The organism is Stappia sp. TSB10P1A, from assembly GCF_900185725.1.
Lineage (GTDB): Bacteria > Pseudomonadota > Alphaproteobacteria > Rhizobiales > Stappiaceae > Stappia.
This window is the reverse complement of record NZ_FYAU01000008.1, coordinates 18,605-41,030: the sequence shown is the minus strand read 5'-3', so window position 1 is coordinate 41,030 and position 22,426 is coordinate 18,605. Positions and strand designations below refer to the sequence as shown.

General features: G+C 69.2%; 16 protein-coding genes. 9 read left to right on the top strand and 7 right to left on the bottom strand.

Annotation, left to right across the window (positions count from 1 at the left end):
• The first annotated feature begins 78 nt into the window (after window positions 1-78).
• Window positions 79-1,065 (top strand): threonine/serine dehydratase, encoded by a 987-nt coding sequence (locus TSB10P1A_RS01650; RefSeq protein WP_244292921.1) that lies wholly within the window; start codon window positions 79-81, stop codon window positions 1,063-1,065.
• Between the two features lie 203 nt (window positions 1,066-1,268).
• Here TSB10P1A_RS01650 and TSB10P1A_RS01645 read toward each other — a convergent pair whose 3' ends face one another.
• Entirely contained in the window at window positions 1,269-2,318 is a 1,050-nt protein-coding gene (locus tag TSB10P1A_RS01645; RefSeq protein WP_186386165.1) for a DUF2336 domain-containing protein, read from the bottom strand.
• Window positions 2,319-2,418: 100 nt separating this feature from the next.
• On the bottom strand, window positions 2,419-3,600 hold the full coding sequence (locus TSB10P1A_RS01640) for a protein phosphatase CheZ (protein ID WP_186386164.1): 1,182 nt from the start codon (window positions 3,598-3,600) through the stop codon (window positions 2,419-2,421).
• Window positions 3,601-3,727: 127 nt separating this feature from the next.
• Between TSB10P1A_RS01640 and TSB10P1A_RS01635 the strand changes: the two genes are divergently transcribed.
• Complete coding sequence (locus TSB10P1A_RS01635) at window positions 3,728-4,972, top strand: MFS transporter (RefSeq protein WP_186386163.1); 1,245 nt, start codon at window positions 3,728-3,730, stop codon at window positions 4,970-4,972.
• Window positions 4,973-5,043: 71 nt separating this feature from the next.
• On the opposite strand, the gene dgcA is transcribed toward TSB10P1A_RS01635, so the two are convergent.
• On the bottom strand, window positions 5,044-6,027 hold the full coding sequence (gene dgcA, locus TSB10P1A_RS01630) for an N-acetyl-D-Glu racemase DgcA (protein ID WP_186386162.1): 984 nt from the start codon (window positions 6,025-6,027) through the stop codon (window positions 5,044-5,046).
• Window positions 6,024-7,037 carry an N-acetyltransferase DgcN gene (gene dgcN / locus TSB10P1A_RS01625; RefSeq protein WP_186386161.1) on the bottom strand — a complete coding sequence of 338 codons (1,014 nt, stop codon included), beginning with the start codon at window positions 7,035-7,037 and terminating at the stop codon, window positions 6,024-6,026. The genes dgcA and dgcN overlap by 4 nt, the downstream gene beginning before the upstream one ends.
• Window positions 7,038-7,287: 250 nt before the next feature.
• Here dgcN and TSB10P1A_RS01620 point away from each other — a divergent pair, with 250 nt between their 5' ends.
• From TSB10P1A_RS01620 to TSB10P1A_RS01605, 4 genes are read left to right on the top strand one after another with little or no spacing between them, the layout of a single operon-like run.
• Window positions 7,288-8,433: an ABC transporter permease gene (locus TSB10P1A_RS01620; RefSeq protein WP_186386160.1), complete on the top strand. Its 1,146-nt coding sequence runs from the start codon at window positions 7,288-7,290 to the stop codon at window positions 8,431-8,433.
• Window positions 8,434-9,243 carry an ABC transporter ATP-binding protein gene (locus tag TSB10P1A_RS01615; protein ID WP_186386159.1) on the top strand — a complete coding sequence of 270 codons (810 nt, stop codon included), beginning with the start codon at window positions 8,434-8,436 and terminating at the stop codon, window positions 9,241-9,243. It abuts the gene before it with no gap.
• Between the two features lie 17 nt (window positions 9,244-9,260).
• Complete coding sequence (locus tag TSB10P1A_RS01610; protein WP_186386158.1) at window positions 9,261-10,910, top strand: MlaD family protein; 1,650 nt, start codon at window positions 9,261-9,263, stop codon at window positions 10,908-10,910.
• Window positions 10,911-10,924: 14 nt separating this feature from the next.
• Window positions 10,925-11,542 carry an ABC-type transport auxiliary lipoprotein family protein gene (locus TSB10P1A_RS01605; RefSeq protein ID WP_208985146.1) on the top strand — a complete coding sequence of 206 codons (618 nt, stop codon included), beginning with the start codon at window positions 10,925-10,927 and terminating at the stop codon, window positions 11,540-11,542.
• 1,061 nt (window positions 11,543-12,603) lie between these two features.
• Here the strand turns inward: TSB10P1A_RS01605 and TSB10P1A_RS01600 are convergent.
• Window positions 12,604-18,051 (bottom strand): apolipoprotein A1/A4/E family protein, encoded by a 5,448-nt coding sequence (locus TSB10P1A_RS01600; protein WP_186386156.1) that lies wholly within the window; start codon window positions 18,049-18,051, stop codon window positions 12,604-12,606.
• Between the two features lie 257 nt (window positions 18,052-18,308).
• On the opposite strand from TSB10P1A_RS01600, the gene TSB10P1A_RS01595 reads away from it, so the two are divergent.
• The 3 genes from TSB10P1A_RS01595 to TSB10P1A_RS01585 all read left to right on the top strand — a co-directional run bounded on the left by TSB10P1A_RS01595 (window position 18,309) and on the right by TSB10P1A_RS01585 (window position 19,793).
• The gene (locus tag TSB10P1A_RS01595; protein WP_208985339.1) at window positions 18,309-18,623 is read left to right on the top strand and encodes a hypothetical protein; all 315 of its coding nucleotides are present in this window, start codon (window positions 18,309-18,311) and stop codon (window positions 18,621-18,623) included.
• 286 nt (window positions 18,624-18,909) lie between these two features.
• Entirely contained in the window at window positions 18,910-19,365 is a 456-nt protein-coding gene (locus tag TSB10P1A_RS01590; protein ID WP_186386155.1) for an Hpt domain-containing protein, read from the top strand.
• Between the two features lie 107 nt (window positions 19,366-19,472).
• Entirely contained in the window at window positions 19,473-19,793 is a 321-nt protein-coding gene (locus TSB10P1A_RS01585; protein ID WP_186386154.1) for a 2Fe-2S iron-sulfur cluster-binding protein, read from the top strand.
• 55 nt (window positions 19,794-19,848) lie between these two features.
• Here TSB10P1A_RS01585 and TSB10P1A_RS01580 read toward each other — a convergent pair whose 3' ends face one another.
• Window positions 19,849-20,718, bottom strand: coding sequence for a GyrI-like domain-containing protein (locus TSB10P1A_RS01580; protein WP_186386153.1), 870 nt, complete (start codon window positions 20,716-20,718; stop codon window positions 19,849-19,851).
• A 200-nt stretch (window positions 20,719-20,918) separates the two neighbouring features.
• Window positions 20,919-22,217: an MFS transporter gene (locus TSB10P1A_RS01575; protein ID WP_208986991.1), complete on the bottom strand. Its 1,299-nt coding sequence runs from the start codon at window positions 22,215-22,217 to the stop codon at window positions 20,919-20,921.
• Window positions 22,218-22,426: the final 209 nt, after the last annotated feature.

Genomic DNA, 22,426 nt, shown 5'->3' with positions numbered 1-22,426 from the left:
AGCAGGCGCGGGCGTGGTGCGCGCTCTTCAAGGATGCTCGGTGATCGTGTAGGGATCATGCTCCCGCAGGAGGCCCCCATGGACGCGATTCCCATGCACCCGGTATTTCAGGACATTGTCGACGCGCGGGCGCGCATCGCCGGCGAAGCGGTGGTGACGCCGCTGCTGCGCTCGCCGTTTCTCGACGAGATGACCGGCGGCACCGTGCTGCTGAAGGCGGAGACCCTGCAGCGCACCGGCTCCTTCAAGTTTCGCGGCGCCTTCAACCGGCTTTCGCTGATCCCGCAGGACCGGCGCGCGCGCGGCGTGGTCGCCTGCTCGTCCGGCAATCATGCGCAAGGGGTGGCCGAGGCCGCCCGCGTGCTCGGCATGCCGGCGACCATCGTGATGCCGCAGGACGCGCCGCAGGCCAAGCTCGACCGCACCCGCCGCTCGGGCGGCCGCATCGTCACCTATCGCCGCGGCGTCGACGACCGGGATGCTATTGCCTTGGGAATCGCGGAGGAAACCGGCGCGACCCTGGTCCATCCCTACAATGACGCCGGCGTCATCGCCGGCCAGGGCACCATCGGCGCCGAGGTTGCCGAACAGGCGGCGGCGATGGGGCTGGTGCCGGACGCGATGCTCACCTGCGCCGGCGGCGGCGGCATGACCGGGGGAATCGCCCTGGCGCTGGAGACGCTGCTGCCGGACTGCGAATTGCTGCCGGTGGAGCCGGAAGGCTTTGACGATCACGGGCGCTCGCTGGCGGCCGGCATGCCGGTCGCCAATCCCAGCGAGGCCGGCTCGATCTGCGATGCGCTGCTCGCCCGCCAGCCGGGAGAGATCGGCTTTTCCATCACCCGGCGGCGGGCAAAGCGCGGCCTGGTGGTCAGCGATGCGGAAGCCCTTGCCGCCGTCGCCTTCGCCTTCCGCGAGCTGAAGCTGGTGGTGGAGCCGGGCGGGGCGGTGTGCCTTGCGGCGGTTCTGTCGGGTCGGCTGCCGGTCGCCGGGCGCGTCGTCGCGCTCACCCTGTCCGGCGGCAATATCGACGCCGACATGATGGCGAAGGCGCTGGCCGGATAGGTTCTGGACTCAATCGTGTCCTCGCCCCAGCCCCTCGGTCGTCATTCCGGGCGAGCATCGCGAGACCCGGAACCGGGGAGGCACGGCGGTGGCGGATTCTCGCGGACGGGCTGCCGGCAGGCCCTCGGCTCGCCGATCCCGGCTCGGCGCTGCGCGCCGTCCGGGAGGACGAAAGGAAGGGACGGCGCCCGACACGCCCGCTTTCAGTTGAAGGCGCGCCGGCCGCCGGGGTGCCGCATCGTCCGATAGTTGTAGACGTCCTGCGCCACGGTCTTGCTGTTGATGCCGAGCCAGTCGCATCTGAGCCGCAGGAACCTGCCATAGGCCTTGGGGCCGATGCCGGTCTCCTTCATCAGCAGCGCGACGGCCCCGCCGGCCTGCGAGGCGAAGGTGTCGCGCACCGTCGAGTCGCGCAAGGACAGGTGGCGGGACACCAGCCAGATGATCCCCGCCATGTCCTTGCGTTCGATCAGCGTCAGGAAGATGCTCTCGAAGCTCAGCTCGCCCGAGGCGATCTGGATGTGGATCTCGTGACGCGACAATTGCTCGCCCGCGACCTCCAGTCCGGCATCCCGGTCGTCGGCAATGGCCCGCTCCGCCAGCCGGCCGAGTTGCTGCGGATCATCGAGCGCCCGCTCCAGGTCGTCCGGCATCAAGGGGCAGTCGGTCTGCGAGATCATCCGCATGTCGTCGCGGAAGCCGTCGTCCAGGGCGCAGCGTTGGGCCAGCGCCCAGAGCAGCCGCTGGTCGCTGCCCGAGAGAATCAGGATCGCGAGCAGCGCTCTTACGGCGAATTCGGCGCCGCGATTGTGCAGCAGGGCGTTGATCACCGGGAATGTGCCGCGGGCGATCAGCGTGTCGACGATGTCCTTGGGGACATGGAGGCGGCGGGCGATCGCCAGCCGGTGGCGGTTCGACCTCGTGCGGGACACCTCGAGCAGCTTGTCTGCGCTGACCACCGGCGAGTGTTCCAGCACCGGCTCGCTGACGTCGAAGGGCTCCTCGGTCAGGCGGTCGGCAAGCGGCTGGGTGATGCGGGCCGTGCGGGCGAGGCGGACGACGATGTCGAGGCGCACGGAATGGTCGAGCTGGTCGAAGACGTCGAGCACGAGGCCTGAAAAGAGCTGGCGCTCGGCTTCCGTCGGCTCCCGCTCCAGCTTGTCGGCATATTGGGCGCTGAGCAGGCGCACGAGTTCGGAGCGCGCCGAAGGCTCGCGTGTCCTTGCCAGTTGCTCCAGCCGGTCACGGATCATGCGCCCCGTCCATTGCCACAATGTGCCCCCGAGCGAAGAGATACAGACAATCGGCCGCAGGTCCAAGGGCGAAGGACAAAGGACAAAGGGCGGGCTGCCGTTAGCTGAACAGCGACTGCTTCTCGCCGGGGGACAGGCGGTCGAGCGGGTCGTCGCTTTCGCCGCTGTCCAGGATCGCCCGTTTCGGCGCCGGCCGGGCCGGCTGCGGGTCCGGAGTTTCGAACTCGGCATCCCAGGCGGCGGCCTCCTCGCTGTCGACCATCACGACATCGTCGAAGTCGTCCACCGGGGCGATGTCCGGCTGCGGCCGGCCGGGCTTCTCGAAAACGTCTGCATCGGCGAAATCGATGTCGTCGAAATCGAGCCCCGCCGAAGGCGCGGACGTATCGTCGCCGGACCCGTCCGCGTCCTCGTCGGCGGCATCGAACACGTCGGCGCCGGTCTCCGCCGCGTCCGAGGCGAAGAGGGCGTCGATCTCGTCGGCCGAGGCGATGGAGCCGGAGAAGGCCTCGGCCTCTTCCGCTTCGCCGGACGCATCGGCGCCGGCCTCGAGACCGTCGAAGTCCATGTTCGCCTCGCCGCCGAACATCTCGTCGACGGCGTCCTGCGACACGCCCTTGCCCTCGAGCTGCGGTCCGTTCAGCAGATGCGCGTCCGGGCGCTTGTCCTCGACGAACTTCGGATCTTCCGCCTGGCTGCCTTCGATGCCCCAGATCGAGACCATGAGATTGATGCGGGACTCCAGATACTGCAGCACCTGGACGATCTTCTGCGTCCGCTGGCCGGTCAGGTCCTGGAACGAGCAGGCCATGAAGATCTCGGTCGCGCGGGCGTCGATGTCGTCGCAGCTCGCCTCGTCCGCGCCGTTCTCGCGCAGCGTCCAGGCGGTCTCCTGGATCGCTTCGGCGGCGGCGAGGATTTCCTGGGTCGCGCTCTCGGTCTTGGTGACGATGGCGTCGAGCTCGTTGGAGGCCTCGATGAAGCGGTTGCCCTCTTCCTGCTCATGCTTGATGTTGGAGATCTCGCGCTTGGTGCGCTCGATCGCTTCCTGCATGTCGGCGATGTCGAGGCGAATCCGGTCGATGCTGGGCACCGTGCGCTCGCGCACCATCACCTTTTCCAGGCGGGCGATGGCGTCCAGCACCATCTGGGTTTCCGGCTTCTGGTTGCGGCGGATGTATTCGTCCAGGAACCAGCGGCCGCGATCGGTGTCCGTCAGGGCGGTCAGAAGCGTTTCGTAATCGCTCTCGCGGATCGCGCTCGGCGTGCCCGTGTCAGCCATGACTGTCGTTCCGTGTTCTTGTTCCGCCTCGGCGCCGGCTCGCCCGGAGACCGACGTTCATGCTTAATCGCCAAATCCTTAAAATCGGTATAGAAGGCGGGTCCAACCGGATCTCGGACATCCTCCCATGCCTTTAAGCGCCAGGGTTGCGGCCATTTTCGCAGCCTATTTCTTCGGCCTCGGCCTGTTCCTTCCCTTCTTCCCGCTGGTGCTTGCCAGCTCGGGCCTGAGCGCCGGCGAGATCGGAACGCTGCTCGCCGTGCCGATGGTGGTGCGGCTTGCCGCCAACCCGGTGATCGGCGCCATCGTTGATCGCTTCGGCACGCCGGGGCGCGCCATCGCCCTGCTCAGCATCATTGCGGCCATTGCGTTTTCAGGCTTTTTCGTCGCCAAGAGCTTCCTCGCCAGCGCCCTGCTGCTGGTCGCCATCTCCATCGCCTGGTCGCCGCTGATGCCGCTCGGGGATGCGCTGGCGGCCCGCGTCGAGCGCGAGGGCAAGGGCGATTACGGGCGCATGCGCCTGTGGGGCTCGGTCTCCTTCATCGTCGCCAATGTCATCGGCGGGGTGCTGATCGGCGAATGGACCGTGACCGTCGTCGTCGGCGGCATCGTCGCCGGCCTCTTCGCCGCAGGCCTTGCTGCGCTCACCGTGTCGCTGCCGCGAGTCGAGGTGAGCGAAAACGAATCGGTGTCGATCGCCTCGCCGGATCTTGCCCTTGCCGAGGTGGTCGACGACGAGGCACCGCCTGCCATTGCCGCCGGCACGCGCCGGCGCGGTCTCGGCGAGCTGTTGCGGGAAGGGGCCTTCGTCACGCCCGGCTTCCTGCTGGTGATCCTCGCCGCCGGCTGCGCCCAGGGAAGCCACGCCGCCTATTATGCCTTCAGCGCGCTGCACTGGTCGCAGGCCGGGCTGTCGGGCACCGCCGTCGGCATCTTCTGGGGCGTCGGGGTGATCACCGAGATCGCGCTGTTCGCCGCCTCCGCGCGGGTGCGCGCGGTCCTCGGCATCAACGGGCTGCTCGCCATCGGCATTGCCGGGGCGGTGCTGCGCTGGCTGCTGTTCCCCTTGGCGGAGGCGCCGCTGTCGATCCTGCTGCTGCAATTGCTGCATGGGCTCAGCTTCGGCGCCACGCATCTGGGCGCCGTCGCCTTCGTCGCGCGGATGGCGCCGCCGCAATGGGCGGGGGCGGCGCAGGGCATCAACTCGATGGTGATCGGCGCGGTGACGGCGCTGGCCTCGGCGGGGGCCGGCTATCTCTATGCGCTGGGGCCGATGCCGGCCTTCGTCGCCATGGCGGGGCTTGCCGCGGCCGGCGGCGTCTTCCTGCTGGCCGGGCTGGTGGTCGCGCGCGCGGACGCCCGGACCCGCTGATCGGGGGGTCCTTTTGACGGTCACGTCCCGCTGATCGCCAACTCCCGCTGGTCGTCAGGTCCTTTTGACGGTCAGCCCCACAGCTCGGGGCGGGGCGGGTGCATCAGGCTGCCGGTGAAGACGAGGCCCGGCTCCCGGTCCTTCGACAGCAGCAGCGGCGCGTCGAGATCGACATAGTCGGCCTCCTGCGCGATCAGCGCGCCCGGCGCCATCGCCAGCGACGTGCCGAGCATGCAGCCGATCATCACCTTGAACTTCATCTCCCGCGCCGTGCGGGCAAGGCGCAGCGCCTCGGTCAGCCCGCCGGTCTTGTCGAGCTTGATGTTCACCGCATCATAGAGCGGGGCGAGGCGGTCGAGGTCGGCGGATGTGTGCAGGCTCTCGTCGGCGCAGACCGGGATCGGGCGCGGCAGGTGGGCGAGGGCGGCGTCGGCGTCGGCGGGCAGCGGCTGCTCGATCAACTCCACCCCGGCGGCGCGGCAGGCCTCCATGTTGCGGGCGAACAGCGCCTCGCTCCAGGCCTCGTTGGCATCGACGATCAGCCGCGCGTCCGGCGCGGCGGCGCGCACCGCGGCGATGCGCGCGTCGTCGCCCTCGCCGCCGAGCTTGATCTTCAGCAAGGGGCGGTCCTTCGCCTTCGCCGTGTCGGCGGCCATCTTCTCCGGCGTGCCGAGGCTGATGGTGAAGGCCGTCGTTACCGGGCCGAGCGGGCCGAGCCCGGCAAGGGCTGCCGCGCTGGTGCCGGCCTGCTTGGCGGCAAGGTCCCAGAAGGCGCAGTCGACGGCATTGCGCGCCGCGCCCGCCGGCATCGCCTGCTGCAGGCCGGCGCGGTCGAGACCGCGGGCGATCTCGGGCGCCATCCGCTCGATCTCGGCCATCACCCCCTCGACGGTCTCGCCGTAGCGGGCGTAGGGAACGCATTCGCCGCGCCCGCGATGCGCCCCTTGCGTCAGCGTGACGACGACCACATTCGCATGGGTGCGGCTTCCCCGTGAAATGGTGAAGCCGCCCTCGATCGGCCAGCTATCCGTCGCGACGACGAGTTCGACCGTCATGGCTGGCCGAACTCGGCGGCGATCCGCTCGACGATGGTGTCGCAGCCGAAGCGGACGGGGTCGGTCGCCGGCAGGCCGTATTCGGCCTCGGTGTCGGCGAGCAGCTTGCGCGCCTCCGCCTCGTCCAGCGCCACCGTGTTGATGCTGATGCCGACGCAGCGGATCTCCGGGTTGGTCAGCCTGCCGAGCGCGATGGTCATGTCGATGACCTGTTGGATCGTCGGCAGCTTGGTCTTGACGCCGCGCATGGTGCCGCGGGTCGGCTCGTGGCAGACGACGAAGGCGTCCGGCTGCGAGCCGTGCAGCAGGCCGAGGGTGACGCCGGCGAAGGAGGGATGGAACAGCGAGCCCTGGCCCTCCACCAGATCCCAATGGCTCTCGTCGGCCGCCGGCGAGATCCACTCGGCGGCGCCCGAGATGAAGTCGGCGACCACCGCGTCGAGCGAAACGCCGCGCCCGGAAATGAACACGCCGGTCTGGCCGGTGGCGCGGAAGTCGGCATCGAAGCCCTTGTCGCGCATCGCCTGTTCCAGCGCCAGCGCGCAGTATTTCTTGCCGACCGAGCAGTCGGTGCCGACGGTCAGCAGCCGCTTGCCGCTGCGCTTGGTGCCCTTGCCGGTGTCGAAGCGGATGTCGGAATGGCGCACGTCGAACAGCTTGCGGCCGTTGCGCTCGGCCGCCTCGCGGATCTCCGGGACGGCGCGCAGGCGCATGTGCAGGCCGCTGGCAACGTCCATCCCGGCATCGAGGGCGGCGACGATCGAGGCCACCCAATGGGCGGGCAGCACACCGCCGGCATTCACCGCGCCGATGACCATGGTGCGGGCGCCGGCCGCAGCGGCCTCCTGCGGAGACATCTCCGGCAGTTTCGCGTCCGCCTTGCACCCCTCCAGCCGATGCTGGCCCAGGCACCAGTCGCGGCGCCAGTCGACGATGCCGAGCCCGGTTTTCGCGGCCAGCGCGTCGGGAACGTCGCCAAGGAACAGCAGGTAAGGATGGGCAATTTCCATCATGGTCTCCTGATAGACGGATGTCCGGACATGGTGCGGCCGGTCAAGTGCGGCCGGTAAGGTGGGGCCTCCCGCCTTTCGGGGCCGGTTGGCTGGACGCTTGCGTTGGCGCCAAGGTATACGTGGACGTCGGGAGGCTCGGCAAGAGGGCGCAGTGGCGCGGGGCCGCGCCCCCGGCATCAACGGTTCGCCGCGCAGCTTTGCCGCAGCGCGCAAGCTGGCGGCGACACGGAACGGGACGACGGCTGGCATGACGCTTGAGGCAGCGCAGGAGATACCGCGCATCTCGCTCGAGGAGAAGGACGGCGTCCTTCTCCTGGTGCTTGCCGGGCCGTGGACGATCCATCACAGCGAGACCATGGAACAGGCGCTGGCCGGCGTCGGCGTGTCCGCGGCGGGGCGGATCCATATCGACCTTGCCCAGCTTCGCCGGCTCGACACGGCCGGAGCCTGGCTCATCCACAGGCTGCGGGGCGATCTGGAGTTCCACGGCGCGCGCGTCAGCCTGCAGGGCGTGCGGCCCTCCTTCGCTGCGCTGATCTCCGAGATCGAGCAGCACCATCCGCCGCCCTGGGCGCCGGTGCGGCACAAATTGTCGGTCTTCAGTGTTCTCGAGACGACGGGGCGCGAGGTCGTCGGCATCGGACGGGACGCGCTCGCCATTCTGCACATCGTCGGCTCGCTGGTCAGCGTGCTGTCCGGCGTGCTGGTGCGGCCGCGCTGCCTGCGGCTCGTCTCGATCGCCACCCAGTTCGATCGCGCCTGCATCGGCGCGGTGCCGATCGTCATGCTGATGAGCTTCCTGATCGGGGCGATCATTGCCCAGCAGGGCGGCTTCTATCTGCGCCAGTTCGGCGCCGAGGTCTATGTCGTCGACCTGTCCGGCGTTCTGGTGCTGCGCGAGATCGGCGTGATTCTGACGGCGATCATGGTCGCGGGGCGGTCCGGCTCGGCCTTCACCGCCGAGATCGGCTCGATGAAGATGCGCGAGGAAATCGACGCGCTGCATGTCATCGGCCTGCGGGTCACGGAAGTGCTGATCCTGCCGCGGCTGTTCGCGCTGATCCTGGCCCTGCCGATCCTCACCTTCCTGTCGAACCTCGCCGCCCTGTTCGGCGCCGGGCTGGTGTCCTGGCTCTATCTCGACATGGCGCCGCGGGTGTTCATCAACCTGATGCAGCAGGCGGTGACCGTCGACACGCTGCTGGTGGGCATCGTCAAGGCGCCGTTCATGGCCATGATCATCGGCCTCGTCGCCTGCGTCGAAGGCATGAAGGTCTCGGGCTCGGCCGAATCGCTCGGCCATCACACGACGATGTCCGTGGTGAAGGCGATCTTCATGGTGATCGTCGTCGACGGTCTCTTCGCCATCTTCTTTTCCTCGATCGGGATCTGAATGTCCTCCGACACCGCTCTTTCGCCCCGTGAGGCAGACGATCAGTCCCCGCAGGACCAGGAGATCATCCTGCGGGTTCGCGGGGTCACCGTCGGTTTCGGCTCGACGGTGGTGCTGAAGGATCTCGATCTCGATGTCCGCACCCGCGAGATTCTCGGCTTCGTCGGCGGATCGGGCACCGGCAAGTCGGTCTTGATGCGGGCGATCCTCGGCCTGACGCCGAAGCGGGCCGGCTCGATCGAGGTGTTCGGCGTCGATCTCGACAAGGCCTCACCGGACGAGCGGCAGGCGGTGGAGCGGCGCTGGGGCGTGCTGTTCCAGCAGGGCGCCCTGTTCTCCTCGCTCACCGTGCGCCAGAACATCCAGGTGCCGATGCGCGAGCACATGCGCATGTCGCAGCGGCTGATGGACGAACTGGCGCTGCTCAAGCTGGAAATGGTCGGCCTGCCGCGCAGCGCGGCGGACAAGTTCCCCTCGGAGCTCTCCGGCGGCATGATCAAGCGGGCGAGCCTTGCCCGCTCGCTGGCGCTCGATCCGGACCTCGTGTTTCTCGACGAGCCGACCTCGGGGCTGGACCCGATCGGCGCCGCCGCTTTCGACGATCTGGTGCGCGCGCTTCGTGATACGCTCGGCCTGACCGTCTATATGGTCACGCACGATCTCGACAGCCTGCATTCCATTTGCGACCGCGTCGCGGTATTAGGAGAAAAGAGGGTGCTCAAGGCGGGAACGGTTGCCGAACTGATGGCATTCGACAACGCCTGGGTTCAGTCTTATTTCAACGGCGAGCGGGCGTTGCGGCGGGTATAGGCAGGAACAGCGAAAGCATGGAAACCCGCGCGAATTATATTGCCATCGGCGCCTTCGTCTTTGCGACGCTGATCATCGGATTCGTTTTCATCTACTGGCTCGGCAGCCGGGCGGAAGGCCCGCGCGCGGTGCCGGTGAAGGTGATTTTTCAAGGGGCGGTGACCGGCCTGTCGGTCGGCGGATCGGTCAATTTCAACGGCATCAAGGTCGGCGATGTCGGCGAGCTCGGCTTCGACGCCAAGGACCCGCGCGTGGTGATCGCGACGATCCGCGTCAGCCCGTCGACGCCGCTGCGCCGGGACGTCAAGGCGACGCTCGGTTTCCAGACCCTGTCGGGCATCGCCTATGTCGACCTGTCGGGCGGGTCGACCAGCGCGCCGCTGCTGCTCGATCCCGATGCGGACGAGCCGCCGGTGATCTATGCCGAGCGCTCCGCCTTCGAGGATATCGTCGAGGGCGCAAGGGACATTCTCAGCCGCGCCGAGACGACGCTGGCCTCGCTCGAGCGGGTGGTGAACGACAACCGCGAGGAAGTGAACAAGATCATCGTCAACGCGCGGGTCTTCACGGATGCGCTGGCGAACAATGCCGACGGCGTCGACACGTTCATGGCCAGCGTCGCCAGCACCGGCGAGGCCCTGCAGAGCCTGTCCGGCCGTCTTGAAGGGCTGGTCGACAGCGCCACCGCGGTGGTCAATGCCGTGCCGCCCGACCGGGTGACCCAGATCGTCACCGACGCGGCCGAGGTCACGGCAAAGGCGGCGCAGGCGGCGGACGGCTTCGGCGGGCTCGTCGCCAATGCGGAGACCGCGGCGCAGGACCTGCAGAAATTCGCCGCCGGCCTCACCGACAGCCTTGCCCAGGTCGATGCGGTGATCGCGACGGTGCGGCCCGAGGCCGTGTCGCGGATCGTCGAGGGGGCGTCCTCCTTCGCCACGATGCTGCAGGAGCGGTCGGCGGACATCGACCGGCTGGTGCTCTCCTCGGCGCGGACGATGGAGAACCTCGAAGAGGTCAGCACGGTGGTCGCCGAGGGCAAGGACGATATCCGCCAGGTCCTCGCCGATACGCGCGTCCTCGGCACGCAGCTCGTCGAGACCGTCGATCGCCTCGACAAGGTGGTGGCCGCCGTCGATCCGCAGCAGATCGCCAGCGTCGTCGCCTCGGTCGAGCGGTTCTCCGGCGGGCTGGCGGAGAAGACCGAGACCGTGACGGCGGCGATCGACAGGGCGGGCGAGGCGGTCGCCAATGTCAACGAGTTCAGCCAGAGCCTGAAGGGACGCGGGCCGGAGATCGACCAGATCCTGCGCGATGCGCAGGAGCTTGCGTCGAAGCTCAACGAGACCGGAACCCGCATCCAGAGCGTCGTCGAGAAGGTCGATGCGATGGTCGAGGGCGACGGCGAAGGCCTGATCGCCGAGGCGACGCAGGCGGCGGCCTCGATCCGCAAGGTCGCCGACGTGCTCGCCGAGCGGGTCGGGCCGATCGCCAGCGGGCTGGAGCGGTTCACCGTGCGGGGATCGAGCGATTTCTCCAATGCCATGGCCCAGCTCAGCCGCACGCTGGTGGAGATCCAGCGCACCGTCTCCGATCTCAACCGGGATCCGCAGCGCGTGATCTTCGGCGGGCCGGACAGGCCCACCTTCGGGGGGGCGCAGCGGCGATGACATGGAAATTGGGGGTGGGTGTGGGTGAACGGGCCGGCCTCAAGGGCCTTCTTTCCGCCGGGGCGATCGGCATGGCGCTGCTGCTCGGCGGCTGCGGCACGGCGAGCACCCCGGATGCCTATTACGGGCTGACGGCGCCGGCGGTGTCCGAACGCGCGCCGTCGGCGCGCGGCGGCGGCATCCAGGTGCTGGTCGCGGCGCCGCGCGCCCTGCAGGCGCTCGACACCTCGTCCATCGCCGTCGTCGACCGGGGGCCGGTCTACACCTATTTCCCGAAGGCCGCCTGGACCGACACCCTGCCCAAGGTGGTCCAGGCCAAGATCGTCCAGACGCTGGAGAACACGCGCGGCCTGCGCGGCGTCGGCCTGCCGGGCGAGGGGCTGCTGATCGACTATCAGTTGCAGACGGACCTGAGGTCCTTCCAGTTGCAGATCGACGGCCAGACCCGGGCGGTGGTCGAGGTGATGGCGCGGCTGGTCAACGACCGCAACGGCCGCACCAAGGCCAGCCGCATCTTCCGGGCCGAGGTTCCGGCGGCGAGCACCAGCGTGCGCGATGCCGTCGCGGCGATGAACGCGGCGGCGGACAATGTCCTCGGCGAACTCTCCGCCTGGGTGCTGTCCAACGTGTGACGCGGCGCGTCCTGGCGTCCCCCTCGGAAGGTCACCCCGGACGAGCATCGCGAGATCCGGGGCCTATTGGCACCCTGAGCGGCGGCGGGGACACGCCCACGCGCCCCCCACGTCCTCCGGGACGCAATCCTCTCCCCGCGTCCTCCCGGACGGCGCGCAGCGCCGAGCCGGGACCGGCGAGCCGAGGGCCTCACGAAGGCACTTCCGAACGACGCCACACCCGCCGTGCCTCCCCGGTCCCGGATCATCGGCCTTCGGCCTCGTCCGGGAAGACGCAAAGGAGAGGCATTCCACCTCATGCCTGCTGAGGGTGCCTCTGGTTCCCGGCTCGCGCTGCGCTTGGCCGGGACGACATCCTGAGTGAGAGGGGCCGCCTCGTCCCCCGGGGTCACCCCGGACGCGCATCGCGAGATCCGGGGCCTATTGGCACCCTGAGCGGTGGCGGGGACACGCCCACGCGCCCCCCACGTCCTCCGGGACGCAATCCTCTCCCCGCGTCCTCCCGGACGGCGCGCAGCGCCGAGCCGGGACCGGCGAGCTGAGGGCCTCACGAAGGCACTCGCGGACGAACCCGCAGCCGCCGTGCCTCCCCGGTCCCGGATCTTCGGCCTTCGGCCTCGTCCGGGAAGACGCAAAGGAGAGGCATTCCATCTCATGCCTGCTGAGGGTGCCTCTGGTTCCCGGCTCGCGCTTCGCTTGGCCGGGACGACATCCTGAGTGAGAGGGGCCGCCTCGTCCCCCGGGGTCACCCCGGACGAGCATCGCGAGATCCGGGGCCTATTGGCACCCTGAGCGGCGGCGAGGACACGCCCGCGCGAACCCCGCGTCCTCCGGGACGCAATCCTCTCCCCGCGTCCTCCCGGACGGCGCGCAGCGCCGAGCCGGGACCGGCGAGCCGAGGGCCTCACGAAGGCACTTCCGAACGACAAACGCGGCCCCGAGGGACCGCGTCTGCCGTGTCATCTGCACTGTGCGGGGAGGGCGGGGGAACCGCCTCCCCGGCTCAGTCGAGCCGGCCGCCGCCCCGCCGCATCGGGCGAGCCGGCCGCTGGCCCGCCGGCTCAGTCGAGCCGGCCGCTCGCATGCGCCAGCATGGTGTAGACCTTGCCGGTGTCGGAGGTCAGGTAGGTCTGGCTCATGATGTTGTCGCGGTCGTTGCGCGAGACCTGGGACAGCAACTGCTCGAAATCGGCGAGGTAGCGGTCGACCGCCGAGCGGAACTCGGCATCGCGCGCGTATTTCTGGCGGATCTCGTCGAAGGTCTGCTGGCCCTGCAGGGTGTAGAGGCGGCGCGTGAAGACGTGCCTCTCGCCCTGCTTGTAGCGGTCCCACAGGTCGATGAAGGTCTCGTGGTCGATCGCGCGGGCAATGTCGATCGACAGCGAGTTCAGCGACTCGACCATCTGCAGCGGCGAGCGGCCCTGCGGTTCGTTGCCGGCCGGCGCCTCGTCCTGCGAGGCCCGGCGCAGCAGGTCGGAGACCCAGCCCTTGCCCTGGCCGCCGCTGCGCGGAGCCTCGGGCTGGGCCGGCTTCGGCGCGTCGAAGTCGCTCAGGGTCTTGCGGCGCAGTTCGCCGCGGATCTCGCCGCTGCGGGCGGGAGCCGCCGGCGGCTGGCGCGGGGCCGGCTCGGGGGCCGGCGCCTGGCGGGCAGGGGCCGCGGCCGCCGCGACAGTGGCGAGCGTCGCCGTTGCCGTGCGTTCGCCGGCGCGCGAGGTGTCGAGCACGTTCGACTGGCGGGCGACGATCTCCGACAGTTCGGTGAGCGCGCGCACCTGTTCGCTGACGATCTTGCGCAGGGCCGAGGCCGACTGCTCCGCCTCTTCCGGCAGGTCGAGAATGCCGCGCTTGAGTTCGGCGCGGGTCTTCTCCAGCTCCCGGTGCACCTCGCGGGCGACGTCGCGCATGCGGCTGGTCGCCTCGGTGAAGCGCTCGGAGGCGTCCGACAGGGTCTTCGACATTTCGGCGACGATGTCGTCCTGGGCGGCGCGTACGGCCTCGCGGGCCTTCTGGCCTTCCAGGCCCGCCGACAGGCGCATCGACTCGAACTGCTCGGTCACCGCCGCGGTTGCCGCCTCGGCGGCCGCCGTCAGCATGCTGGTCACCTCGCGGCTCTTCTGGTCGGCGCCGGCAAGGGCCGATTCGAGCTGCTTGGAGAAGGTCCGCATCAGGCTGTCCACCGCCTCGGTCTTGGCGAGCAGCGTGTCCGCCACCTCCTCGATCGCGGTCTTGCGCTCGCCGACGCGGGCGTCGACCTCGCGGTTGGTCTCGTCGAGGTTGCGGGCTGCCTCGCTGAGCATGCGGCCATGGTCTTCCAGGCGGCTGGCCAGCGAGGAAATGTCCGTGAGGACCTCCTGCGAGACCTGCTTGAGCACCGTGGTCTGGTTCTCCAGCGAGCCGGCCGAGGCCGAGGTCTCGCTGAGCGCCCGGTCGATCGCGGTGCGGAAGGCGCCGGCGCTGCGCGACAGCGAGGTCTCCACCTTGCCGAGATTGTCGCCGGCATTGGCGATGACCTCGCTGAGCAGGGCGTTGGACTCCGTCAGCCGGTCGAGCAGACCGGTGATGTCGCCTTCGAGCTGCGCCTTGGTGCGGGTCAGCACTTCGGCTGCCGACGTGCTGCGCTCGTCCAGCGTCGCGACCAGCGCGTCGCCGGCTTCCACCAGCTTGCGGGTGGCGTCGAGGCCGGTGCGGGCGAAGTTGTCGGTGACGTCGCGGCCCTTGACCGTGATCGCCTCCAGGATCGCGTCGTGGATCTCCGAGACGCGCGAGGCAAGGGCCTGGGCCCGGTCCTCGATCGCGGCGACGACGGCGTTGCCGTCGGTGCCGAGAAGCTCGGCCAGCGTGCCGGCGCGCTCGTCGAGCGCCTGGTTGAGCGCATCGGCGCGGGCCACCAGATCCTCGGCGACCGCGTTGCCGCGCTCGGCCAGGAGGTCGGCGGCGGCGCGCACGGCTCCCGCCACCTGCGAGCGGACGCCGTCCGCCTCGCCGGAGACGGTGTTGCGGATCTCCTCGACGGTGCGGGCCAGCACCATGCGGGCCTGCTCGCTTTCCGCCGACAGGGTGCTCGCGACATCGGCGACCGTGCGGGTGAGGTCCTCGCGGACCTTCTCGCTTTCGCCGCCAAGCGCGCCGCTCATCTCACCGAGCGTGCCGACGAACAGGGTGCGGGCCTTCTCGCTTTCCGCCGCCAGCGAACGGGCGGCTTCGCCGACCGCCGAGAGCAGCAGGTCGCGCAGCCGGTCGCCCTCGCCCGACAGCGTGTCGGTGGCGCCGGTCATCGAGGCGACGATGGCGCCGGCCGCCTTCTCGCTCTCGCTCTGCAGGGCGCCGCGCGCCTCGCCGATGGAGCCGAGGACGATCTGGCGCAGGCGGGCGCCTTCGCCCTCCAGCTTGGTGGTCGCCTCATCGAGCGTCGTCTCGATGATCTCCTTGAGCTTGCTGCTTTCGCCCGACAGCGTGCCGCTCAGGCGGTCGACCGTGCCGCCGGCCTCGATGACGACCTCGGACAGGGTCTCGCGGGCGCGTTCGGTCTCGCTGGTCAGCGTGCCGGTGATCGCGGCAAGCCGCTCCGCCAGCATCCGCTCCAGTTCGGCCGAGCGGCTGTCGAGCGTCTCGGCGACCTCGAACACCTTGGAGCCGAGCGAGACGTTGATCTCGGCGATCCGGTCGGACAGCGTGTCGGTGAGTTCCTGGCTCTGGCGCGACAGCACCGCGCCGGCGTCGGTGAGGCGCTGGTCCAGCGACTTCGACATCTCGGTCTGGCCGTCGACAAAGGCGGCGGCGATCTCGCGGGTGCGGGCGATCAGCGTCTCGCTGATCTGGCGGGCACGGGCATCCAGCGCCTGGTCGATGCGCTCGGTGCCCAGCGACATGGTGCTGGCCAGGTGCTCGGCCTTGTCGGACATGGCGTTCGCCGCCTGCTCGACCTTGGAGCCGATCGAGCCCTCGAAGGTGACGAGGTGCTGCTCGATCGCCTCGCCGATCAGGCGCGAGCGCTCCGACAGGCTGGTGCCGATCTCCTCGGCGCGGGCGCCCAGCGTCGCGCCGACCTGGTCGACCTTGTCGGAGAGCTGCAGGGTGATCGCCTGCGAGCGGTCCTCCAGAAGGTCCGACAGGGCGACGGTGCGCTCGTTGAGGGTGGTCTCGAACTGGCCGGTGCGGGCGTCCAGCGTCGTCGACAGGCGCTCGATGCCGCCCGACAGGGTCTCGTCGAAGCCCTGGATGCGGCTGTCGAGCGCGTCCGCCATGGCGGCGGCGCGCAGGTCGAGCGTCGAATTGAGCGATTCGATACGCCCGTCGAGGGTCTCGCCGAGCTCGCTGGTGCGCTGGTCGAAGGAGGCGACCAACTGGCTGCCGCGCTCGCCGATCAGGTGCTCCATCTGGTCGAGATGGCTGCCGAGGCCGCTCTGCAGGCTGGTGCCGCGCTCGTCCAGGATATGGCTGAGGCGGTCGCCGATGGCGGTCAGCTCGCCGGCGACGCGCTCGCCGCGCGAGCCGATGAGATGGGCCAGTTCCGTGCCGGTCTCCGACAGGGTCCGGGCGAAGTCGCTGGTATGCATCGACAGCGAGGTGCCGAGCGTGCCGGAGGCCTCGTCCAGCGCCGCGCGGAAGGCGCGGGTCTGCCCGTCGATGAGCCGGGCCATCTCCTGGCTGCGGGTCTCCAGCCGCTGGTCCAGGGCCTCGCCGTTGACGGCGATCGCCTCGTGGATCTTGTCGCCGACGGAGCCGAGGCGGTCGGCCAGTTCGGTGCCGCGCACGGTGATGGTCTCGGTCAGGCTGCCGGCCGTCTCGTCCAGCTTGGAGGCGATCTCGCCGCCGCGCAGGGACAGGTCGACGACGATGGACTCGCCGGTGCCGCGCAGGATCTCCGCCACTTCGTTGGTGCGCGAGGACAGGGTCTCGACGATCTCGGCGCCCTTGACGGAGATCGTGTCGGTGACCTCCTGGCCGCGCAGGGAGATGCTCTCCACCACCCGGTCGCCGGTCTCGGCGAGCGAGGCGTCGAGGCCGGTGACGCGGCTGTCGAGGGTCGACAGCAGGTCCTCGGTGCGGGTGGTGATCGTGTCGATCAGCTTGCCGCTGGTCAGCGACAGGCTGGCGGTGATCTCCTCGCCGCGCTGGGTGATGGTCTCGCCGACGGTCTGGCCGGTGCTGGTCAGGGCCTCGGTGATCTCGTGGCCGCGCAGCGACAGGGTGTCGACGATCGAGGCGCCGGTGGTCGCCAGCGTGTCGTTGATCTCGGTGCCGCGGCTCTCCAGCGTCTCGAACAGGTTGGCCGAGGTTTCGGCCAGACGGTCGTTGATCTCGCCGCCGCGCAGCGACAGCGTCTCGACGAACTCGTTCGCGGTCGTGGCGAAGCGGTCGTTGATCTCCGTGCCGCGCGATTCCAGCGTTTCGGCGAATTCGCGGCCCGTGCGGCTCATGCTGTCGACCAGCGTCTCGCCGGTGCCGGTGAGGCGGGCGACATAGCTCTCGCCATGCGCGGCGAGGTTGTCGATCAGCTCGCCGCCGGCGGTGCTGAACGTGTCGGTGATCTCGCGCACGCGGCCGTCGACGGTGGCGTTGAACTCGCTGACGCGCGCCTCGATGGCGCCGGAGAGGCGGTCGGTCGCCGTGTCGGTGATCTCGCCGATCCTCTCGGAGGTCGCCTGCAACTGCGCCGCCAGGCTCTCATGCGCGCCGGTGATGCTGTCGCGCACCCGGTCGGCGTTGGAGACGACGGCCTCGCGCTGGATGACCAGTTCGTCGATCAGCGCGCGGATCTTCAATTCGTTGTCGTTGTAGGAGCGCTCCAGCGAGGAAACCTCGTTGTGGACGAGGACTTCCAGCTCGCTGGCGCGGGCGATCGCGCGTTCGATGCCGTCGCCCATCGCGGCGACTTCGCGGCGGATCGCCTGGCCGACGCTGAGAATGGACTCCTTGGCGACGTCCTCCGGCTCGGCGAGGCGCAGGGCGACCTCGGTCATGCCGCGGGCGACGATGCGCATTTCCTGCGCGCGGAAGATCATCAGCGCCATCGCCCAGAAGAACAGCACGGGCACGGCGACCGCGACGGCCAGCAGGATGAGCGAGGGCGAGGACGCGATGTCGCCGGCGCTCTGGAGGCTGGACAGTTCGGTGCTGAAGGTGGCCGAGGCGAGCCACCAGCCGACCGCCACCCAGACGATGCTGAGGGCGAGGGCGAACCAGAAGGGCGCCGAGCTCGGCCGGCGCTGCAGGGCATAGATGAGATTGCCGATGGTGCGGCGGTCGTCATTGGCGGCCGAGGTCGGCCGTCCGCCGCCGCGCCCGCGCCGGCCCGACGCGCGCTGACTGTCGGAGGCGGCCGATGTCGCGGCGATGTCGCCGGAACGCTCGCTGATGCGTTCGCTGCTTGCCGGTCCCGCGCTCGCGGTCTCGGACCCGCTCGCCTTGCCGCCGTCGTCCAGGTCGCCGAAATCGATCTTCAGCGCTTCCTCGACAGCCGACAGGGCAGCCTCGGCGGGATCCTTCGCCTTCGGGGGATTTGCCATATCTCGTTTGCCTCGCGTCCGTACTCGTTACACATCGGGTGCCGCGGCGCTAAACGCGGCGCCGCAAGACCTTGTACGGCATGACGGATTCGGCGATCAGCCGGAATCGCGTCGAAGGGAGGCATTGCATTTGCGCCTGCGACCGGCCTCTGGTCGTCTGGCGCAGCTCTCCCAAACTTGCCGCACATCTAAAGCTAATGACACAATCTGCCGAGGCGAACAACAATTTGCAGAGTCATGACAAGGAGATGAGGGGCATGAGCGGTGCATCGAACGGGAACGGCGGCGCCTCTTCCAAGGGCGGCGCGAGGGGCAAACAGGGGGCGCGCAAGACCGCGCGCGGGCCCTCCGCCGTGCAGGCCGCCTGGCTCGCGCGCGGGCTGGGTCAGGCCGGCGGCAAGCTGCCGCTGTTCGATCAGGACGGGCGCCGGGTGCCGGAGGCGACCATCCGCGCCTGCCTGGCGGCGGGATGGGCAGAGCCTTGGTTTTCCAACCCGATCAAGCCCGACTGGCTGGTTTGCCGGCTGACGGAGGCCGGCCGCGCCGCCGTGCTGGCGGGCCGCTCCGGCTAGCTCTCGCCCGCCTCGCGCGCCGGTTCGCCGCCGGCGGCGGCCTGTCGGCGGGCAGGGGCGCGGCGGGCCTCATCGGCCGATGAGTTTCGCCGCCTGGGGAAAAAGCGTTTCACTGCGTTAACCAAAGATTCACTTTGTTGGCCGGGGCGGTGGAAATCTCCGGCATGCTTAACCTCGTTTTCGTCAGTTTTAACGATCCTGCCAGACGGGCACCGCGCGACCGCGTCCGGTCTCGCGGCCGAGGAACGGGGCTCCGAAAGGGGGGGCTCCAACGAGAGGGTCCGCCATGCAGGCAACAGCACGACGCGTTGACACCGCCGGAGGCGGCGCGAAGAGGGTAACCGCCGCCGGGAGCGCCGAAACCGGCGCCTCCCCCGACGTCTCCCCCAACGTCTCCCCAGACGCCGCTCTCGACGCTCCGGTCGATCTGGTCCATCTCGCGCGCCACACGCTCGGCAATCGCGATCTCGAGCGCGAGGTGCTGCGCCTCTTCGTGCTGCAGTCGCGCATGCTGCTGGAGCGCATGAGCGAGACGGGCGGCGAGGCGGGCGACGAGGCGGCGCTCGCACGGCTGCTGCACACCCTGCTCGGCTCGGCGCGCGGGATCGGCGCCTGGCAGGTCGCCCGCTCGGTCGAGCGCCAGCAGGAAGCGCTGGATGCCGGCCTGTCCGCCGACCTTGCCGATGTCGGCGCGGCGGTTGCGGCGGCGGGCGTCTTCATCGAGGACATCCTGCGCGGCTGAGCCCGCGCCCCGCGCATCTGCGGCAGGATGCTTGACGTTTCGGCGCGATTGGTTATGTCGGGAGCGAGAGACTTCCCGTGCCGTTCCAGCGCCGAGACCTGCCGCCCATGCCGAAGATCACCTATATCGCCGCCGACGGTGCCGAAACCGTCGTGGATGCCCCTGTCGGTTCGACCGTGATGGAGAACGCCATCAAGAACATGGTCTCCGGCATCGAGGCCGAATGCGGCGGCGCCTGCGCCTGCGCCACCTGTCATGTCTATGTCGACGAGAGCTGGACCGGGGTCACCGGCTCGCCCGAGCCGATGGAAGAGGACATGCTGGACTTCGCCTATGACGTCCAGCCGACCTCGCGCCTGTCCTGCCAGATCAAGGTGAGCGAGGCGATGGACGGCCTCGTCGTCCGCATTCCCGAGCGCCAGGCCTGACGAAAGGGCCGGGGGCTTTCGCGCCCGGCCCGTCCTGCCCTGCGATCTTCCCGGTTCAGCCCTTCAGCGGCAGGCAGACGGCCGTGAGCAGGTCCGCCTGCGCCGTCTCGCGGGGATTGTTGAGATATTCCTCCATCGTCGGCCTGTCGTCCGGTTCCTCGCCGCTCTGCGGCAGCCAGGCCGAGAACAGCCTGTCCCAGGTCACATGCAGGTCCGCATAGGGGCCCTTGTGAAGGGTCACGGCGTAGCGTCCGGCCGGCATCTCCCGCAGCTCCAGGCCCGCGGGCAGGTCGCCCGCAAAACCATCCGGCAGGGTGACGGCGGCAAACGACCTCATGTCCCGCGCGGGCACCGAATTCGGGTCGTCGTAATACAGTCCGATCATCCGCATCGAGGGGCCGAGCAGGCCTGCCCCGCCGGCGAAGGCGAAGGTCTTCTCGAAGGTGCTGCCGATCTCGATATAGGGTCCCTTATGGGGGATGCCGGCAAGGCGCAGCGTGTCCATGTCCTCGATCCGGACCTGAAGATTTTCCATGATTGTCTCGTCTCCCTGTTGCGTCTGGTAGCACAGCACCGGGTCGCGGGGCAGGGCGCGGAAGGCCGCCGGCGGAGTGCCGTAATGGGCGGCGAATGCCCGTGTGAAGGCCTCCGTGCTTGCGTAGCCGGCGCGCCGCGCGATGCGGGGCACGGGCAACGCTTCCCCCACCAGGTCCGCCGCTGCCCGGTGCAGGCGATAGCGCCTGACCGTCTGGGCGATGGTCTCGCCGGTCTGGGTCCGGTAGATCCGGTGGAAGTGGAAGGGAGAGAAGCAGGCGATCTCCGCCAGTCTCGCCACATCCAGCGGCGCATCGAGATGACGGGCGATGTGGTCGACCACGCGGGCGATGCGCTGGGCGTAGTCGAGGCCGGTCGAGGGGCGTTGCATGTCTGTCCGATCCCGGTTGGTGCAGGGACGAGTGCTACAGGATGCCGCCTGACAGAACTTGCGCATTTGCCGGCCGCCAGATCACCCTGTCGCAGGCGGCGGCGCCTTTGCAACAAAACGTCCGGGCAAACACCCCTTGCGAAACGAAACGGCCGGGCATCTGGCCCGGCCGTCGAGAGTGTCGATCGGCGGTCCCCGCCTTATTCCGCGGCAGCGGCCACCGGCTTGCGCCAGAAGAACACCACCTCGTTGCCCTCGCGCGGGGCGTCCGGCACCAGCCGCGACAGGGTCAGGCTGACGCAGGCCATGGCCGCGCCGGTCAGGAACACGGCGGCCGGCGAGATCAGCCAGACCAGGCCGAACAGCGCCGGGATGAACACCGCCGCGATGTGGTTGATGGTGAAGGCGACGCCGGCGGTCGGCGCGATGTCGGCCGGATCGGCGATCTTCTGGAAATAGGTCTTCATGGCGATGGCGATCGCGAAGAAGGCGTGATCGATCACATAGAGCGCGCCGGCCAGATAGGCGTTGTTGACGAAGGCATAGGTCGCGAAGACGCCGATCAGTCCGATATATTCCACCGTCAGCGCCGTCTTCTCGCCGACCTTGCCGATCCAGGCGCCGATCTTCGGCGCCAGCAGCATGTTCACCGCGCCGTTGACCAGGAAGAGCGCCGCGACCTCGTGGACGTCGTAGCCGAAGCGCTCGACCATCAGGAAGCCGGCGAAGACGGTGAAGATCTGCCGCCGCGCGCCGCCCATGAAGGTCAGGGCGTAATACAGCCAGTAGCGCTTGCGCAGGACGATCTTCTTGCGCTGCGGCACGCCTTCGCGAAACTGCGGGAAGGCGATGACGAGGAAGGCGAGGACCACCAGCGTCAGCAGGCCGGCGACGAGGAACACCGTGGTGAAGCTGAGTTCGAGGGACTGCCAGGCGAAGAAGATCAGGCCGTAGGCGACGAGCTGGGCGGCGGCGCCGATCGACAGGATCTTGCCCATGCCGGCGGCGGCCCGCTCCTTGGGCAGCCATTGCAGCGACAGCGACTGGTTCATCGTCTCGTAGTAGTGGAAGCCCACCGACATCACGAGCGTGGTCAGGTAGAAGCCCCAGATCGTCGGGAAGTAGCCGGTGGCGGCGACGCCGATGCCGAGCAGCGCCAGCGACAGATAGGCCAGCGTCTGTTCGCGCATGAACAGCAGCAGGTAGATCGCGGTGAAGGCGAGCAGGCCGGGAATCTCGCGGATCGACTGCTGGATGCCGATCTCGCGCCCCGTGAAGCCGAGTTCATGAACGGCGAAATTGTTCATGAGGTTCCACCAGGCGGCGAAGGACAGTTGCATCGCCGCCGCCATGATCATCAGCAGCACGAGGGGGGAGCGCCAGCCGGTGCCGGTCGGCGCACCGCCGGCGGGGCGCGAGCCGGGCAGGGCAGCGCCGGCCTCGGCGGCGGCGAAGGCGGGAACCGGCTCGGCCGGTCTTGAGGAAACACGTTCGGACATTGCCTGGATCCGCAACAGGGGTGGGGGACGGGGCGGCGCGTCGCAAGGGAGCGGGCCGCTCCGGAAGGAAGGGGCTGGAACCGCCCAGCCTCGTTGGTCTTCTCTAACCCGAGCCGCGCGTTGCGTGTTATCGCTATTTTGTCAATTTATGTTTCCGAGACGCCAGAAGGCTCCCGCCGCAAGGGTATGCGGCGGGAGCGGAGCGGGGA

Excerpts from the sequence above, each read along its gene's own strand:
- TSB10P1A_RS01650 (WP_244292921.1), top strand. The coding sequence starts at position 79 with ATGGACGCGATTCCCATGCACCCGGTATTTCAGGACATTGTCGACGCG.
- TSB10P1A_RS01645 (WP_186386165.1), bottom strand. The coding sequence starts at position 2,318 with ATGATCCGTGACCGGCTGGAGCAACTGGCAAGGACACGCGAGCCTTCG.
- TSB10P1A_RS01640 (WP_186386164.1), bottom strand. The coding sequence starts at position 3,600 with ATGGCTGACACGGGCACGCCGAGCGCGATCCGCGAGAGCGATTACGAA.
- TSB10P1A_RS01635 (WP_186386163.1), top strand. The coding sequence starts at position 3,728 with ATGCCTTTAAGCGCCAGGGTTGCGGCCATTTTCGCAGCCTATTTCTTC.
- dgcA (WP_186386162.1), bottom strand. The coding sequence starts at position 6,027 with ATGACGGTCGAACTCGTCGTCGCGACGGATAGCTGGCCGATCGAGGGC.
- dgcN (WP_186386161.1), bottom strand. The coding sequence starts at position 7,037 with ATGGAAATTGCCCATCCTTACCTGCTGTTCCTTGGCGACGTTCCCGAC.
- TSB10P1A_RS01620 (WP_186386160.1), top strand. The coding sequence starts at position 7,288 with ATGACGCTTGAGGCAGCGCAGGAGATACCGCGCATCTCGCTCGAGGAG.
- TSB10P1A_RS01615 (WP_186386159.1), top strand. The coding sequence starts at position 8,434 with ATGTCCTCCGACACCGCTCTTTCGCCCCGTGAGGCAGACGATCAGTCC.
- TSB10P1A_RS01610 (WP_186386158.1), top strand. The coding sequence starts at position 9,261 with ATGGAAACCCGCGCGAATTATATTGCCATCGGCGCCTTCGTCTTTGCG.
- TSB10P1A_RS01600 (WP_186386156.1), bottom strand. The coding sequence starts at position 18,051 with ATGGCAAATCCCCCGAAGGCGAAGGATCCCGCCGAGGCTGCCCTGTCG.
- TSB10P1A_RS01595 (WP_208985339.1), top strand. The coding sequence starts at position 18,309 with ATGAGCGGTGCATCGAACGGGAACGGCGGCGCCTCTTCCAAGGGCGGC.
- TSB10P1A_RS01590 (WP_186386155.1), top strand. The coding sequence starts at position 18,910 with ATGCAGGCAACAGCACGACGCGTTGACACCGCCGGAGGCGGCGCGAAG.
- TSB10P1A_RS01585 (WP_186386154.1), top strand. The coding sequence starts at position 19,473 with ATGCCGAAGATCACCTATATCGCCGCCGACGGTGCCGAAACCGTCGTG.
- TSB10P1A_RS01580 (WP_186386153.1), bottom strand. The coding sequence starts at position 20,718 with ATGCAACGCCCCTCGACCGGCCTCGACTACGCCCAGCGCATCGCCCGC.
- TSB10P1A_RS01575 (WP_208986991.1), bottom strand. The coding sequence starts at position 22,217 with ATGTCCGAACGTGTTTCCTCAAGACCGGCCGAGCCGGTTCCCGCCTTC.